Origin of the sequence: Pontibacter lucknowensis, from assembly GCF_900156415.1 — a bacterium.
Taxonomy (GTDB): domain Bacteria; phylum Bacteroidota; class Bacteroidia; order Cytophagales; family Hymenobacteraceae; genus Pontibacter; species Pontibacter lucknowensis.
In genome coordinates, this window is sequence record NZ_FTNM01000001.1 from 916,876 (window position 1) to 932,796 (window position 15,921).

The 15,921-nt window shown below is 50.4% G+C and carries 12 protein-coding genes; 5 read left to right on the forward strand and 7 right to left on the reverse strand.

The window, feature by feature from the left end:
- Window positions 1-156: 156 nt before the first annotated feature.
- The 4 genes from BW972_RS04130 (at window position 157) to BW972_RS04145 (ending at window position 4,488) form a co-directional block, all read left to right on the forward strand.
- The gene (locus tag BW972_RS04130) at window positions 157-1,389 is read left to right on the forward strand and encodes a porin family protein (protein WP_234986293.1); all 1,233 of its coding nucleotides are present in this window, start codon (window positions 157-159) and stop codon (window positions 1,387-1,389) included.
- 91 nt (window positions 1,390-1,480) lie between these two features.
- The gene (locus BW972_RS04135) at window positions 1,481-2,737 is read left to right on the forward strand and encodes an outer membrane beta-barrel protein (RefSeq protein WP_083674066.1); all 1,257 of its coding nucleotides are present in this window, start codon (window positions 1,481-1,483) and stop codon (window positions 2,735-2,737) included.
- Window positions 2,738-2,828: 91 nt separating this feature from the next.
- The gene (locus tag BW972_RS04140) at window positions 2,829-4,076 is read left to right on the forward strand and encodes a hypothetical protein (RefSeq protein ID WP_143731844.1); all 1,248 of its coding nucleotides are present in this window, start codon (window positions 2,829-2,831) and stop codon (window positions 4,074-4,076) included.
- Window positions 4,077-4,191: 115 nt separating this feature from the next.
- Window positions 4,192-4,488 carry a hypothetical protein gene (locus BW972_RS04145; protein ID WP_143731846.1) on the forward strand — a complete coding sequence of 99 codons (297 nt, stop codon included), beginning with the start codon at window positions 4,192-4,194 and terminating at the stop codon, window positions 4,486-4,488.
- 128 nt (window positions 4,489-4,616) lie between these two features.
- Here the strand turns inward: BW972_RS04145 and BW972_RS04150 are convergent, their stop codons facing one another.
- From BW972_RS04150 to BW972_RS04165, 4 genes are all read right to left on the reverse strand, one after another.
- Complete coding sequence (locus BW972_RS04150; protein ID WP_076421225.1) at window positions 4,617-6,002, reverse strand: FAD-dependent oxidoreductase; 1,386 nt, start codon at window positions 6,000-6,002, stop codon at window positions 4,617-4,619.
- Window positions 6,003-6,081: 79 nt separating this feature from the next.
- Window positions 6,082-6,675, reverse strand: a complete 594-nt coding sequence (locus tag BW972_RS04155; RefSeq protein WP_076421227.1) for an alpha-ketoglutarate-dependent dioxygenase AlkB family protein — start codon at window positions 6,673-6,675, stop codon at window positions 6,082-6,084.
- Complete coding sequence (locus BW972_RS04160) at window positions 6,662-8,380, reverse strand: cation:proton antiporter (protein ID WP_076421229.1); 1,719 nt, start codon at window positions 8,378-8,380, stop codon at window positions 6,662-6,664. The genes BW972_RS04155 and BW972_RS04160 overlap by 14 nt, the downstream gene beginning before the upstream one ends.
- Window positions 8,381-8,467: 87 nt before the next feature.
- Window positions 8,468-9,304, reverse strand: a complete 837-nt coding sequence (locus BW972_RS04165; RefSeq protein WP_076421231.1) for a universal stress protein — start codon at window positions 9,302-9,304, stop codon at window positions 8,468-8,470.
- Between the two features lie 141 nt (window positions 9,305-9,445).
- Between BW972_RS04165 and BW972_RS04170 the strand changes: the two genes are divergently transcribed.
- Window positions 9,446-10,846 (forward strand): alanine/glycine:cation symporter family protein, encoded by a 1,401-nt coding sequence (locus BW972_RS04170; RefSeq protein WP_143731850.1) that lies wholly within the window; start codon window positions 9,446-9,448, stop codon window positions 10,844-10,846.
- A 96-nt stretch (window positions 10,847-10,942) separates the two neighbouring features.
- Here BW972_RS04170 and BW972_RS04175 read toward each other — a convergent pair whose 3' ends face one another.
- The 3 genes from BW972_RS04175 to BW972_RS04185 form a co-directional block, all read right to left on the reverse strand.
- A complete protein-coding gene (locus tag BW972_RS04175; protein ID WP_007654138.1) occupies window positions 10,943-11,890 on the reverse strand; it encodes a mechanosensitive ion channel family protein in 948 nt (315 codons plus the stop codon).
- 44 nt (window positions 11,891-11,934) lie between these two features.
- Window positions 11,935-14,175 (reverse strand): cation:proton antiporter domain-containing protein, encoded by a 2,241-nt coding sequence (locus BW972_RS04180; protein WP_076421233.1) that lies wholly within the window; start codon window positions 14,173-14,175, stop codon window positions 11,935-11,937.
- A 184-nt stretch (window positions 14,176-14,359) separates the two neighbouring features.
- A complete protein-coding gene (locus tag BW972_RS04185; protein WP_007654152.1) occupies window positions 14,360-15,685 on the reverse strand; it encodes a mechanosensitive ion channel family protein in 1,326 nt (441 codons plus the stop codon).
- Between the last annotated feature and the right edge of the window lie 236 nt (window positions 15,686-15,921).

Here is a 15,921-nt window from a genome sequence, read left to right on the forward strand (position 1 = left end):
AAACAGCTGAAAATTAAATCACATAACAGAGGTCGTCCTCGGTGGAGTTTTTGAACAAAATTTCTTTTAGCAGATAAACTTATATAAATATATCCTACTATATTTAGTCACCAATCTGCTTTTATGAAAAATCTATACAAACTTATTACACTCTGCATGAGTGTACTTCTTGCAGTGCCCGCTGCGGCGCAAAGTGACTACAAACCAGGCTATGTCGTGATGCCACAGGGCGATACCCTGCAGGGGCAGGTGAGCTACCGCACCGACGCATCTGGCAAAATGATCGGTTTCAAGAGAAACGGAGAATCAGGCACCACATCCTATACCGCTAACGACCTCTCAGGCTATGGCTTCCCGGGCGACAGGAACTACCGCACCCGCACGCTTGATCACGCTGATTCGCTGGCTGCTGAGTATGTGTTTATGCAGGAACTTGTTCGGGGTACGCTCAGCCTCTATGTTTACAAAGGCACATTCTTTGTCGAAAAGAATGACAACCCGGACAAACTGCATAAGCTTTATATCACAAAGGAAACGTACGTCAACAACTACGGCGTAACAGCCCAAAGGGACATCAACCATCATGTACGCACGTTGAACACGCTGATGCAGGATTGCTTTGCGATGTTCAGCAAGGTGGAGCGGGTCAAGCTGGCCGAAAAGAGCCTGGTGGACCTGGTAAAAGAGTATAACAGCTGCATTGGCGGGGCTGAAGAACAAACGACATTTAAGGAGTCAAAGAAGTGGTTCGCCATCAAACCGGGATTAGTGGGAGCCATCAGCCATACCTCGCTTAACTTCTCAGCCACTGACGAAAGATACATCCACCTGGAAAATGCTGAGTTCAATACCAATACTCACCCTACCTTTGGTATCGCGCTGCTGCTCAACTCACCCCGTATCAATGAGAATGCGTCTATCCTGGTAGAGGGCCGTTATTTTAGCAACAGCTATCAGGCCAACCCCAGCTATGCTTGGTTTGAATCCTATTATGATAACAACATTGAAATTGAGCTTGCTGCCGTTAAGCTCACGACAGCTCTCCGTTACGATTTTGCGGGTAAGACGCTTCAACCATTCGTGAATGCCGGTGGTTTTTTCAACATCTTCAGTCAGCGCGACTACAAGCACACCCAGTATGTCAGAAGAACACAGAGCAGTACACCTACCGAAAGGAACCGTGATGATGAGAACTTCTTTGGGAAAATGCAGCAAGGCATTATGGCGGGTGCCGGCACGTATTTCAACCTGAATAAGCACAGACTATCATTGGAAGCTCGCTATGAGTTGGGGCTGGATTTGCACGATCAAGCTGCCGTTAATAGAATTACCAATGCACTTGACTCTGACACAAGAACCGTATCAGTGCTTCTCGGCTTCTACTTTTAAGCTGTATTCCCCAATTTAAACTATAACTTGATAAGGTCGGAGCCATAGGTGGTTCCGGCCTTGTTTGTCTTCACTGCTTCTTCCAAATTTCATGAAACAAGTTTTACTCTACTGGCTGGCTGCTGTGGCCTTGCTCACTCCTCTATGTTCAACTGCCCAGACATTCCGGCCCGGCTTTATCGTGCAGGCTGCCGGTGATACAACCAAAGGCTTGGTACGCTACCGGGAAGGCAGGCAGAACTACAAGAGCTGTATTTTTAAAACCGCTGAAGATGCTGACACAAAAGAGTACCTCCCTGCAGACATTCTTGCCTACGGTATAGCAGGCGAAGCTCCTTTCATGAGCAAAGAGGTGCCTGCAATAGATGGGACACTAAACCGCATGTTTATAGAGGTGCTGGAGCAAGGAAAGCTTATGCTTTACACACAAGACAACCTGCTATACCTGGAGAAGGAGAACAGCGGGCTGAAGCACTTATACCTGCAAACAGACGACCAGGACATAACGAGGCATATCGGCGAGCAAAAAACGGTGAACACCTCCACCCAGCACCTGATCCTGCTCAACTCCCTTACCCTCGACTGCCCGGTACCGGATAAGTTGATGCTGAAGGTGCAGAAGCGACTGCTTGTATCCGATGTAACGGCCATTGTTCGCAGCTATAACACTTGTGTAGCGCCTGCCAACAATGTTTCTTATAAGAAAACATGGCTTAAGGCAGAAGTAGGTATGTTTGCAGGTAGCTATTCAACAGCTATACAGTTCAATCACAAATCATCCGAGCCTACTAAGCTCGATATGTCACACAACTTGGTTTACGGAGCTATTCTGAATTTTACCTCGCCTAAAAGAAGTGAGCGGATCTCGGTGCAGGTTGAGCCAACATACAGCAAAGAACGGCACAGCAGTACCTTCCGTCATCCAAAGGAATCCTACGTTACCTATGGGAATTATAACATAAATATGACCCGCCTATCCATTCCTGTTTTTCTAAGATATAAACTTACGCTCGATAAAAGGATTAATCCTTATGTAGGCTTTGGTATTGCAAATGATTACATTCTTAACAGCAGGGTGAGAGGGAATCAAAATACTGAATATCATTATAACGGTCACATCGAAGCAGGAACATTTAACTCTGAAATCGGCACAAAGTTCTCCCATGCATTAACGGCTGCCGTAGGATCCAGATTCCAACTAAGTGAACGGCAGGATCTTCTATTGCAGTTCAGATATGAGTTCGGTCGTTACATTGCAGACACCCGAGGCAATCCGATGGATAACAGAATATTCATGAGTAACAAACAGACGGGTATGTACCTGACTGCTGCTTTTGTGATCAAATAGATCACATTGTACATACTATTTCATATCTATGTGTTCAGCCCCCATAAGGAGTTTTGCGCAAGGCTTTTGACACTTACATCATTCTCATTTTATGCTTAACAGACTTTTATTAGGTGCTCTTGCGATTGGGGGTACTTTCTTTTGCACTACAACTGCAACCGCGCAGTCATACAAAGCCGGCTTTATGGTGGAGGCGTCAGGCGACACAATCAGGGGTCTGGTGAAGCACCGCGAGGGCAAAAGCATTTATAAAAGCTTTTTCTTCAAAAAAGACACAAACGCTGATATGACAGAGTATTCCCCTGAATCTGTCGTGGCTTATGGCTTCACCAATGGTTCTCAGTTGGAGCGCAAACAACTGACGGATAAGAAGGGAAATGTGCTTACAGCGTTTGCAGAGGTGCTGGTGCGTGGCCGCTTAAACTTATACCAGTACCAGAATCAGCTTTACCTCGCAAAGCAGGGTGAAGCGCTGATGCCGCTGCAGAAGGATGAACAGAATGCCAACTCCACGAAACACCTGATTCTGATCAACTCACTTACCCTTGACTGTCCGGTACCGGAAGAGCACCTGGCAAAGATGCTAAACAAAATCAGCACGCAGCGGATGGTTGAGGTAGTGGAGAATTACAACAACTGTGTTAGCCCCAATAATAGCATCACTTACAATGCCGACAAGCCCTGGACAACCGTCGAGAAGGGCTTATCAGTAAGTACTCATACCGCTACACTGGATTTTAACACAGGCTCACACTCGTTGGAGCAGGCGACCTTTTCCCAGTCGCAGAACCTGGTTTTTGGCGCTTTCTTCAATATTGCATTCCCCAGAACCAGTCAGAGGCTATCGCTGCAGTTGGAACCGCTCTATAGCCAGGAAAAGCACCAGGGGTATGCGGCTGTGCAGGAGGCTCAAGTGAAACATCAGACCGACTATAGCATTGCGATCAAAAGACTAGCTATTGTGTCAATGGGACGTTATCAGCTTGCGCAACTGGCTGCATTTACGCCATACCTGGGGGTTGGCCTCACAAGCAACATCATATTGAGTGGTCAGGCGATCGCCCGTATCGAGACGGAGAGTATGATCAATGATACACGGCATATTGAAACCAGCATTACGGATGAGTTCCTGGACTCCAACCTCAAGAAGCTATACTTGGTTCCGACTGTTGCTGTAGGCACTGGCTACCAGATAAGTGACAAGCACACGATGCAATTCCAGATCAGGTATGACCTTAGCCAACTGTCACCCGGAAATAAAAAGGACACTTCCAGATCCTCCACGCAGTTGAACAGCAACAACAGTATTTATCTGACAGCAGCTTACATTTTCCGATAATCAACTTGTTATGAATTTTATAAAAAAGATCAGTTTATTCTTGCTGCTAGCTATTGGAGTGTGCCTGGGTGCGTGCACACAAGAAGACGTTAGCCCGACCAGGGATTATTACCAATTGGATACGCATTCGGCAAGCAATGTAGCGGCCTCAAGCGCCACTTTCAGTGCGACCATACTCAATGCAGGTACGGAGCCTATCATAGAACACGGCTTCGTTTGGGCCAAGACGAAGCCTTACCTGGGCCTGCAAACTGCTCAAGCTGTCAATCTGGGTAAAAAGTCAGAATCGGGTTATTTTACAGCTGATGTACAGCATACCTTTGACCGAAATGTCGTGTATTATGTGAGGCCATTCGTTAAGACCGGGACCACACTGGTATATGGGCAGATGATCTCTTTTAAGGCACCGTAGTAGCAACCATTTCCTCTCACAATTTATTCTCCTGAATGCCTGTGCACCTTTGAGTCGAAGTTTAATGGCAACGGCTATGAAAAAGAGATGTACAGGCATTCCGGTTTAAACCTGGTTGGGTCAGCAGACTATACCTTCTCTGCCTGATACCCCTTCAGTTTCTCTTTTTTTACAAGCTGCTTTTCCAGCAGTTTCTGCACCTCCGGCTTGTCGTAATCTTCTACAGCCTTGATGTGCTTCATCACCTTTTTCATGATCTTATCCTGCTCACGGCCTGTTTCCAGGGCGTAGGAATAAGGCAGGTCTGTGAAGGTTACCATGGAGTAGAGCGGTATCCACTTGTCGGGGTATTGCTGGTTGATCCTGCCTTCGATCTTTTTGCGGAGCAGGAAGCGCGGATCGGCTACCTTGTCGCGCATCTCGATGAAGTTCATTACGGCCAGGTCAGCAATGGCATCGGCATCGGGTTTGCGTCTGCGCTCAAACTTCTTGAACAGGCTTTCCCAGTCCCCGTCAAATGTGTCGAGCATCTGGTCCAGCACGGTGATATCCTCAAAGCCGGCATTCATCCCCTGTCCGTAGAACGGCACCACCGCATGGCAGGCGTCGCCTATCAGCAAGGCTTTGTCTTCGAAGGACCAGGGGAAGCACTTGACCGTCACCAGCGAACCGATGGGGTTAGAGAAATAATCTTCGGCCAGGTCAGGCATCAAAGGTATAGCGTCAGGGAAAGTCTGCAGGAAGAAGTTGAGCAGGTCGTCGTCGGTTTTGATGCTCTCAAAGGAAAGCTCCCCCTCGTAAGGGAAAAACAAGGTACAGGTGAAGCTGCCGTCGATGTTGGGCAGGGCGATCATCATGTAGTTGCCGCGCGGCCAGATGTGCAGGGCGTTCTTCTCCAGTGCCCAGCCACCGTCTTCGGCCGGCGGTATGGTCAGTTCCTTGTAGCCGTACTCCAGATAGCTTTGTGAGTAGTTGTAGCGTTCGGTTTTCTGCATGGCGTTACGCACCATCGAAAAAGCCCCATCGGCACCGAACAGCATTTCGGTGTGCAGCTCTTCCAACTCGCCTGTTTCGTGGTTGCGCAGGGTGGCTTTGCTTTGGCGCAGGTCCAGGTCGAGCAGCTGGCGGTTGAAGTGGTAGGTGATATCAGGATTGGGCTCCGACAGGTCCATCAAAGCGGCGTTCAGGCCTGCTCGGGAAACGGAGTAAATCGACTGTCCCTCTTTGCCGTACGGCTGAAACGTCAGATTGCCCTGCTCATCGTGCATCATGCGGCCATGCATCGGTATAGCCACTTTGCGCACAGCCTCCTCTATACCTATACCTCTAAGCGCTTTAAAGCCGCGGTCGCTCAGGGCAAGGTTGATCGAACGGCCACCATCGAGCAGGATCTTGCGCATGTCGGGTCGGCGCTCGTAGATGTCCACTTTGTGACCGCGTTTGGCCAGGTATAGCGACAGCAGCGAACCAACCAGTCCGGCTCCCATGATGGTGATGTTCTTTCTCTCAGTCATAGTGTGAGGTTCAGGGCTTCTTGTTCTGTAAAGAAACGTTTTCCAATCGGGAAAGGCAATACTCCGGCGGCATTATACCTTAGCCAATGATTGTACGGAAAGTCAGGTTAATGCGGGGCGGGATAGGGCGACTTGTTTTGGGCAGTTGGTGCTGCCAGTGCTGTTGTGTGGTTCCCTGCATGAGCAGGAGACTGCCGTGCTGCAGTGTAAGCTTCAAAGCAGGCAGGTCTTTGCGCTTGCGGTGCCGGAAGGCAAAGCCTCGCTCCCCTCCAAAACTGACAGAGGCTATACCTGGCGCAAGCGATTTTTCATCGTCGGAGTGCCAGCCCATGCTGTCCTGCCCGTGACGGTAGTAGTTGAGCAGCACGCTGTTATAACTGTCGCCGGAGGCTGCCTCTATCCGCTCCTTCAGCTCCAGCAATACCGGCAGCCAGGGCTGAGGCGCATTATAGAGCCCCGAGTAGGTATAGCCTTTGTCGCCGTACCAGGCTGTGAGCCGGGGCAGCGGCAGTTGTTTGCCAAACATTTTGATTTCCTCTTGTTGCCAGGCCACTTCCTCTGTCAGGCGCTGCAGGTATAGGTCGCTTTCCTCTTGGGTGAAAAAGTGCGGGGCGTAGTATACCTCAGCATCGGGCATGTCGAGCTGTGTGAAGCTTTCCCTATGCTGCATCATCTTCTTCCCTAGACTTACCTTCTTCGTTATATTTCTCTTGCTGCTCTTCCTCTCTTTCGTCTTTCTCCACCTTATGGCTGAACATTTCGGCTACCTTTTTAGCTGAATCTTTGTAAGGCTCCAGGATATATTCCGCTCCCGCCTCTTTTAGTATTTGCACGGTGTCATCATTGTTGGCGGTTACGGCAATGCGGCCATCAAAATTCTCGTGCCTGAGTAGCTTCATCAGGGCAATGTTCACCTTTACATCCGATATGGTGCTGATGACGTTCGACACCCTCTTTACAGGTAGCACCTCCCCCAGATCGGGATCTTCCGCATCACAGTACACGGCATTCAAATCGTGCTCCTTCCAGTTGTTTACCAAGGCAGGGTCTATGTCGGCGCCAATGTATTTGAGGTCGCGTTCTTCCAGTGCTCTGGCAATGCGCTTGCCGTAACGGCCGAGTCCGAAAATGAGCACATCAACCTTCTCAGTATCATCCTCCAGCTCTTTGGCCTGCGTCGGCTTTTTCTTTTCAAAGATGCCCAGCATCGGTGAGAGCCAATCAAAGAGCTGGTCTGAGAACATGATCATGTAAGTTGAGAGTGTGATTGTGATCAGCCCGACCAAGGTAACCAGCCCCAGCGTCTCTTCGTCGATGTGTCCCACGTCCATACCCATGTTGATGAGGATGAGCGAGAATTCACTGATCTGTGCTACGGTAAGGCCTGCCTTAAAGGAGGTGCGCTTGTGGTAGCCCATGATGCCCATGATGATGAGCACGATGATGGGATTGCCCACGAGTACGAACACCGAGAAAATAACCGACGGCAGGATCTGCTCACCCATCAGCCCCAGGTTGAGCTGCGAACCCAGGTCGAGGAAGAAGAATAGCAGCAGGAAGTCGCGCACGCTGGTGAGGCGACCGCTGATAACCTCCCTGTACTGCGTAGAGGCCAGCGATATACCTGCCAGGAAAGCACCTACCTCTTTGCTGAAGCCCAGAAAATCGCCCATTGCGGCCAGCAGAATAGCCCAGCCAATAGAGAACAACACCAGCAGTTCCTGCGAGTCGGCCAGTTGCTTGGTAAGCTTGGGTATAACGTATTTCATCAGTACAGCCACCACGGCAAACATGGCGATGCCTTTGCCGAACACATAGAGCAGGTCCAGCCCAACGGAGCGATCCGACTCAGTGCCCAGCGCCGAGAGCACGATCATCACGATAACTACCACAATGTCCTGCACAATCAGGAAGCCGAGCGCAATCTGCCCGTGCAGCATGTCAATCTCCTTCTTATCAGAGAGCAGCTTAACGATGATAATGGTACTCGAAAAAGTGAGCGCCACTGCCACATACACCGACTCCAGCCAGTCGAAGCCCAATGCCATGGCAATGCCGAAGCCGAAAACAGATGTAAAGATCACCTGCCCCAAACCAGTCATCAGGGCTACCTTACCCGTAGACTTTATCAGGTTGATGTCGAGTTTGAGGCCTACAACAAAGAGCAGGATGGCGATGCCCATTTCGGCAAGCAGGTCTATCTCATGCTCAGAGTTGAGGATGTTGAGCACCGATGGCCCTACCAGTATACCTACTGCGATAAAGGACACGATAAGCGGCTGTCGCAGTACACGGCCAATAGCACCGGCTATGGTCGCCAGAAAGATAATGAGGGCGAATTCGTAAAATTGGTTATTGATCAGGTCACCTAGGTTCATAGTAGTCGCTTCGGGGTGGCAGGAGCGAAAAAGATAGTGCTCCCGACATAATACAGGGCACAGGGGCATTTGGTTTTAAACATCCCTCTATACCTGGCCACTCTCTTGCGGCAGCACAATCAGCGGAACAGACGCATCGTAAACCAGTTCATTGATCAGAAACCGGCGAAATACCTGATTGGTGAAAGAACGGGACCCTTTCTGCACGACCAGCATACCATCGGCATGAGCATTCATGTATTGCTTCAAGGTGTAGAAAGCATCTTCTCCCTCGAAAGCCTCTATGTGAGCATCTCGCTCGCCATGATACATCTTCCGCAGCTCTTCCAGGTAGCCCATCGTTTGTTTCATACTATCCTTCTTCGCCACTACAGACAAAAAACGGATGTGCTTGATCTTATCACCGAACAGCTGAAGCACCTTGTCAAGCTCTGCCGTGTTGAGTCTGTATTTGTAGTACACACTTATATAAAGCGTGTCAGGCGACATGTTGAAAGAGTGCCGGGGCACGGCCACTACGACATCATTTGTTTCGTCAATTACGCTAATGGCTGTGCTGCCCATAAAGATTCTCTTTAGGAAGCCAGTCCCTTTCAGCCCTACAAAGATTACATTGTAATAATACTCGCTCAACAGACGCTGCAGTGATATAATCAGGCTGTCCTCGGCTACACGATAGCTGATGCGGCGGGTATCAGGCAGGTGCTGCATCGTAAATGCCTTGAGCTTGTTCAGGGCTTTATCGGTCTCATAACCGATTATCTCGTTGCGGGTACTGGCATCGGTGAGGGCCGGTGCCATAACAACGGGCTCGTGCAGAAGCAGCACGTCAGCGGCCATGCTGTCAGCCCAGTGCTTGGCCAGTTGCAGCTCAAATTTGGAGTAGGAAGAAAAGTCGATCAGTACTATAAACCTGGTTTTCATGGGCAGGGGTTTAACAGTATACCTGTACCAGTACCGGCACCTATACCTGTAAGCTACGAAAAAATACGGCAATTGTATAGTGCCTTTGGTTGCCATTCTAAGCGTATCTTTGTAGCTTTCTACTTAAGAAACCTATTTCTATTGAAAGCATTAGAAGAATTTTTAGTCTGGTTTAGTGACGCCGCCTGGGGTATGCCTTTGTTGATCCTCCTGATGGGCGGCGGTTTTTACTTTATGTTTTACTCGGGCTTCCTGCCCTTCCGCTACCTGCGCCATGCCATCAACGTGCTGCGCGGCAAATACGACGACCCCAACGACCCGGGAGACATCAACCACTTTGAGGCGCTGTCGGCTGCGCTGGCAGCTACGGTAGGTATGGGTAACATCAGCGGTGTGGCTGTCGCCATCGCTATTGGCGGACCGGGTGTGCTGTTTTGGATGTGGGTGAGTGCCTTTGTAGGTATGGCCACCAAGTTCTTTACCTGTTCCCTGTCGGTGATGTACCGTGGCCACGACAGTGTAGGCCACCTGGAGGGCGGACCGATGTACGTGATTGAAACAGGCCTTGGCAAGAAATGGAAACCGCTAGCAGCCTTCTTTGCTGTTGCCGGTCTGTTCGGTACACTGCCTATCTTCCAGGCCAACCAGCTCACGCAGGTGATACGGGAGGTTGTACTCGAGCCCAATGGCTTTACTACCACCGACCTTTTCTACACCAACCTCACCATCGGGCTGGTGCTTGTATTCATTACCTCTCTCGTGATTTTCGGAGGTATACAGCGCATTGGCCATGTGGCAGGCAAGATGGTGCCGGGCATGGTGGTGCTCTACATGCTGGCTGTGTTCTACATCATGTTCGTGAACTACACTGCTATACCCGATGCCTTCGCCTTGATCTTCAGAGACGCCTTCTCGGCTCAAACGGTGCTGGGCGGTGCTGTAGGTGCGATTATTATTGCAGGTGCACGCAGGGCGGCCTTCTCGAATGAGGCAGGTATAGGCACGGCTTCAATGATGCACGGGGCCGCCAAAACCGACGAGCCCATCCGCGAAGGACTGGTAGCCATGCTTGGTCCTTTCATTGATACTATTGTCGTGTGCACGCTCACCGGCCTGGCCATTATCCTGACGGGTACGTGGCAGGATACCGATGCCAGCGGCGTAACGATGACGGCTACTGCATTTAACAACGCTATGCCAGGCTTTGGTAGCTATGTGTTGGTGGTTTGCGTTATGATCTTTGCCTTCACTTCGTTGTTTTCCTACTCTTACTATGGCACCAAATGCTTCAGCTACCTCTTCGGGGCGAAGTATAAGCACTACTACAACTACTTCTATGTAGCCACCATCGTGTTTGGTGCCACCGCCACCATCACAGCCGTGATCGCCCTCATCGACGGCATGTACGCTATGATGGCGATTCCTACCATGGTATCGGCCCTGCTGCTTTCGCCAAAGGTGATGGCTGCCGCACGGGATTATTTTACAAGGATGAAGGAGTTCCGGGAAGAGGCTAAAGAAAAGGAGGCGAAGGGAGTATAAAAATCAAAGTTGAGCGGTTCGCAAAGCTGTATAATTTTAAATCTCCGGTAGAATAAAAAGGAGCCTGTTCTATAATAAACAGGCTCCTTTTTTATTCTATTCTAAGCTCTTTCGCGACGACACAATCCGCTGCAGTTCTGTCTCGCTCTCCTGTCCTTCGGCAGCGCTGTAGAAACGGGTGGTTGGGTAAGCGAAGCGAATATCCGATGTGGCCAGAAACTCGGACAGCACGTCTTCCCATATCTTGTTTTCGCTCTCCCGACGGCCATTCAGGTTGCAGAGGTAGCGTAAAGTAAGCTGTATGCCATTCTCTCTGACTTTGGTAAACACCCGCGGCTCGAAGCTCCGATAGAAGATCAGGTGCTGCTGCGCCTCTATGCGCACGCGCTGCTCCACCTCCCCTGTCAGTTTTTCGGTATGCCGCCCCCCGATCTCCTGTAAAATGGTTTTCGCTTTCTGCCAATTGCTCTCAAAAGTAACCCGCACCTGCACCTCGTGCCACAGAAAGGGGAAGCCGTAGTTGTAGTTGATTTGCCCCTGCGTGAATACCTGGCTGTTGGGGATGTGCACCACGCGGCCCGTTGCCTGCTCAGAATCCACCCATTCTCCCAGCTCGTTAATGGTGAACTGGAAGAAGCCAATGTCGATGACGTCGCCGGTATAGAGGCCTATCTTAATGCGGTCGCCTACCTTGAAGGGGCGCTTCCAGATGAGGAACACCCAGCCCATCATGTTCAGAATCGGGTCGCGGAGCACCACCACCAGACCGACTGAGAAGATACCCAGGAACGTAGTGATGGACCTGAAGCCATCGAACCAGATATTGGCCAGAAAGATAATGCCCAGCCCCGTTACGACGTAGTTGGTTGTCTTTCTCCATTGGTACAGCTTACGGGAGTCGGTCTGTTGCCGCGATGCCAGCCGCAGCAGCACCCGGCTCACGATCCAAAGCACCAGTAAAGCCACAAGTGACTTCACGATGTTCTCCTGTATGGCAGCCGACAGGTTGAGGTTCTCCTCTATCCAGTATTCAATTTTGCGCATAATGCTTCTTTGTCAAGCTAAAGTCGTAAAAAGGATGTTCTTTCTCAAGCTTCCTGACGGGCGGCCTCCAGTTGTTTTATACGCCACGGACTGCCTACAATCCATAGAATATCACCTTCTCCTATTACCAGCTCCGAGTCAGGGTTGAGCATGCGTTCGCCGTTCTTTTCTATACCTACAATCAGCCCTTTCGTTTTCTCCCGCACCCCCGATTCTCGCACAGTCTTTCCAAGCAGCCTGGAGGCAGGCGACACGACCAGTTTCTGCAGACTTATTTCTTCCCGGGTGGTCTCGCCGTTCGAACTAGGTATAAACTCTTCGTTAACAAATTCGCTAAAGGCCTCGATTTGCTCATCTGTGCCGAATACATAAATTTTATCGCCTGGGAAGATACGTTCGTTACGGGTCGGTGCCATAATGTTGCGGCCTTCCCGCTCGATCACGGCAACATTCACACCATACTTCTCGCGAATCTGCAGCTCAATCATGCTTTTACCTACGACCACTGCATTAGGCGATACTTCGAAGCTAGTCAGGTGAGCATCCCAAGGCACCAGCGTATGTGTCATTTTGCTGGCCGCCTCGATTTCGCGGGCATTCAGGTTCGACATAAACCGGTCTTCGATGCGGGTGTAGAAGTTCTGGATACGTCGTGAGAAAACAACCAGCAAGCCGATGATGAATAAGCTGCTGACAATGGCCACTTGCACCGACAGCACCTGGTTGAGCAAGAAGCCGATGAACAGGATGGCTATACCTACCCGCGTAAACTCCAACACGATAATCAGGCTGCGGTAGTTGCGGTTAGCCCAGATGCGGCCCTGGGCTTCTTTCTGCGGATGGTATACAGCCATCGCCCACAGAAAGGGCGCCATGAACACCAGTGCAATCGCCACCGTCGCGACACCACCCCACACACCGTTGATGAAGTTCTCTGTGATGAACGGATACAGAAAGTTGCCGGACGCCAGTACAATCGCAATCAGGATGACCGAATAGACCACCAGGTTGATGACATAGGACCGCAGTACTATTTTCCAGTCGCTGACGGTACTGATTGTTTCTGCACCCGAACTATATTCGTTGAGTGAGGTTTTCCATCGCTCCGGCAGCATACCTTCTACGGAACGGTGCAGCGGATCGGCCAGCTTGATCATGTAAGGTGTGGTGAACGTTGTGATGGCCGAAACCGCCACCGCTACCGGGTACAAAAAGTCACTGGTTACGTTGAGGGTGAGCCCCAGAGTGGCGATGATGAATGAGAACTCCCCGATCTGCGACACGCTCATACCTGACTGGATTGAAGTCCTGAGCCCCTGTCCGGCCATCAGACCGCCGCCCGTGATACTCACCATTTTGCCGACAATCGTCACAACAGTGATCAGGGCGATCGGCCCGGCATACTCCACAATCATGGCCGGGTTGATCAGTATACCTACAGAGACGAAGAAGATGGCACCGAAAAGGTCCTTCACAGAGGTGACCAGGTGCTCGATCTTCTCAGCCTTAGTAGTTTCTGCCAGTATAGAGCCCATGATGAACGCCCCTAACGCTGGCGAGAAACCTACCTGCGCCGCCAGTATCACCATAATAAAACAGAGTGCGATGGAGACAATCAGCAAGGTCTCGTCGTTCATCAGTTTGCTGGCCTTGCGCAGGAAAGTAGGTATAAGAAAGATACCCGCCAGAAACCAGACCACCAGGAAGAAAGCCAGCTTGAGCACTGCCTGCAGCATTTCGGTGCCCGCAAATTGCTGGCTCACGGCCAGAGTGGAGAGCAACACCAGGAGCAGGATCGCCACCAGATCCTCCACGATCAGCACGCCAAATACCAGCCCTGCGAAACGCTGCGACTTCACGCCCAGTTCGTCGAAAGCCCGGATGATGATGGTGGTGGAGGAGATGGAAAGTATACCGCCCAGGAACACGCTGTCCATCGTGCTCCAGCCCAGCATTTTGCCTGTGAGATAGCCCAGCAAGAGCATCACAATCACTTCCACGCCCGCCATGATAGAGGATGCGCCGCCTACTTTTACCAGCTTCTTGAAACTGAACTCCAGCCCGAGGCTGAACAGCAGGAAAATCACGCCGATTTCGGCCCACACGTTGATGTTCTCAATCTCGATGATGGTCGGGAAAAGGTTGAAGTGCGGCCCTACCAGCAAGCCCGCTATGATATAGCCCAGCACGAGTGGTTGCTTGAGCTTTTTGAAAATCAGTGTTGTGATACCCGCAGCTCCGAGTATCAGCCCCAGGTCCATTACTAAATGGGGAAGGTGTGTCATATAATCGCGTTATACTGAAATAAGTAGTGTGAAAACAATACAGCAACAAGCTGCCAATCTTACAATATACATCAAAATTTATCCGCTTACAGGTATAGGTCCCTTGATTTTTAATGATACGGGACTTCCCTGCTATACCTGATTCACAGCCAGCCCGATGTTTAACGATCTGGTTACAGGCGCTTTAGTTCTGCATGGTCTCCGTCATGGGATAATGCATGTTGCCTGTCGCAACCGGATTGAATTGCAGGCTCCGCACGTCATCCGCCGCTGGCATTTCGAACACCTCCAGGTCAAAGTACTTCACAGCAGCCAGCAGGTGGTCAAAAATATCAGCCATAATTGCCTCGTATTCCGTCCACACAATGCTGTTGGCAAACAGGTATAGCTCAATCGGCATACCTGTGGTGGTTGGCTCGAGCTGGCGCACCATCATGGTCATGCCTTTGTGCGTTTTCGGGTGCGCCTTCAGGTAGGCGTCTACATATTGCCGGAACACACCCACATTGGTTAAGCTGCGCCCGTTGATCAAAAGGCTCTTATCTATCTCGTTGGCTGCGTTAAACTGCCTGATTTCCTGCTGGCGCTCTTCCAGGTAGCCTTTCAGCAGCTGGATCTTGCTCAGGCGGCTCACCTCCTCGTCAGACAGGTAACGGATGCTGGAGATCTTGATGAACACGGAGCGCTTGATGCGCCGCCCGCCAGAGCGCTGCATCCCCCGCCAGTTTTTAAACGAGTCCGAGATCAGGTAGTAGGTCGGTATCGTGGTAATGGTCTTGTCGAAGTTCTGCACCTTGACCGTGTTGAGGTTTATCTCGATCACATCACCGTCTGCGCCGTACTTTTCCATGGTTACCCAGTCGCCTATGCGCACCATGTCGTTGGTCGACACCTGTATGCTGGCCACAAAGCCCATGATCGTGTCTTTGAACACCAGCATCAGTATCGCCGAAGCCGCACCCATAGCCGTTACGAATGTCCAGGCGTCTTTGCCTGTGAGGGTGGAGAAAATAAGCAAGCCGCCTACGAAGTACAGAAAAATAGTAAGCACCTGCAGGAAGCTTTCTACGGGCTTGTCTCTGAAGGTTTCAGTTGTCTTAAGGAAATCTTTGAAGGTGCGCAGAAGCGCTCGTGCTACCCACACCCATAGCATGATCAGGTAGATGTCTGTTAACTTGATGAGTGGCGAAATCAGGCTCGTAAAATCGGCAAACACGACAGGTATAGCCTGCACCACAATAATAAGCGGTGCAATCCGGGCCAGGTATACGATCACCTTGTTGCGTACCAGATACTCTATCAACTTCGTGCTGGACTTAGCCGCAAACTTATGCAGGGTACCCACCAGAATCTTCCTGGAAAAGAAATCCGCCAGGTATACCAACAGGGCCGTTGCCAAAATCAGGACCAGCATGTTGATGTGCATAGCTGCCTGTTCGGGTACACCCAGGTTTAGTAATTGGTCAGATGTCCAGCTACTGATCTGGTCATTCGAATTAGTAGTGTTCATGATAAGTGAAAGGGTTTTAAAATAACTTTGGCTATATGATATGCTCCTGTGATCTTAGGCTGAAACAGCAAACAGCAGAAATGAAATGATCAGAAGGGAGCTGTAAATAATGAAGGAGTTGATTCGGCTTTTCTCGCCTGCATACCAAAAGAGACTCCATTGAGGGAAGACTATACCGATGAGTAATCCGAAAATGGAAATCCACGATATGACTATTGCAAAATCAGTCATGCGAA

Coding starts and splice junctions, on each gene's coding strand:
- BW972_RS04135 (WP_083674066.1), top strand. CDS start 1,481: ATGAAACAAGTTTTACTCTACTGGCTGGCTGCTGTGGCCTTGCTCACT.
- BW972_RS04165 (WP_076421231.1), bottom strand. CDS start 9,304: ATGAAAACCAGGTTTATAGTACTGATCGACTTTTCTTCCTACTCCAAA.
- BW972_RS04130 (WP_234986293.1), top strand. CDS start 157: ATGAGTGTACTTCTTGCAGTGCCCGCTGCGGCGCAAAGTGACTACAAA.
- BW972_RS04140 (WP_143731844.1), top strand. CDS start 2,829: ATGCTTAACAGACTTTTATTAGGTGCTCTTGCGATTGGGGGTACTTTC.
- BW972_RS04150 (WP_076421225.1), bottom strand. CDS start 6,002: ATGACTGAGAGAAAGAACATCACCATCATGGGAGCCGGACTGGTTGGT.
- BW972_RS04160 (WP_076421229.1), bottom strand. CDS start 8,380: ATGAACCTAGGTGACCTGATCAATAACCAATTTTACGAATTCGCCCTC.
- BW972_RS04180 (WP_076421233.1), bottom strand. CDS start 14,175: ATGACACACCTTCCCCATTTAGTAATGGACCTGGGGCTGATACTCGGA.
- BW972_RS04185 (WP_007654152.1), bottom strand. CDS start 15,685: ATGAACACTACTAATTCGAATGACCAGATCAGTAGCTGGACATCTGAC.
- BW972_RS04175 (WP_007654138.1), bottom strand. CDS start 11,890: ATGCGCAAAATTGAATACTGGATAGAGGAGAACCTCAACCTGTCGGCT.
- BW972_RS04155 (WP_076421227.1), bottom strand. CDS start 6,675: ATGATGCAGCATAGGGAAAGCTTCACACAGCTCGACATGCCCGATGCT.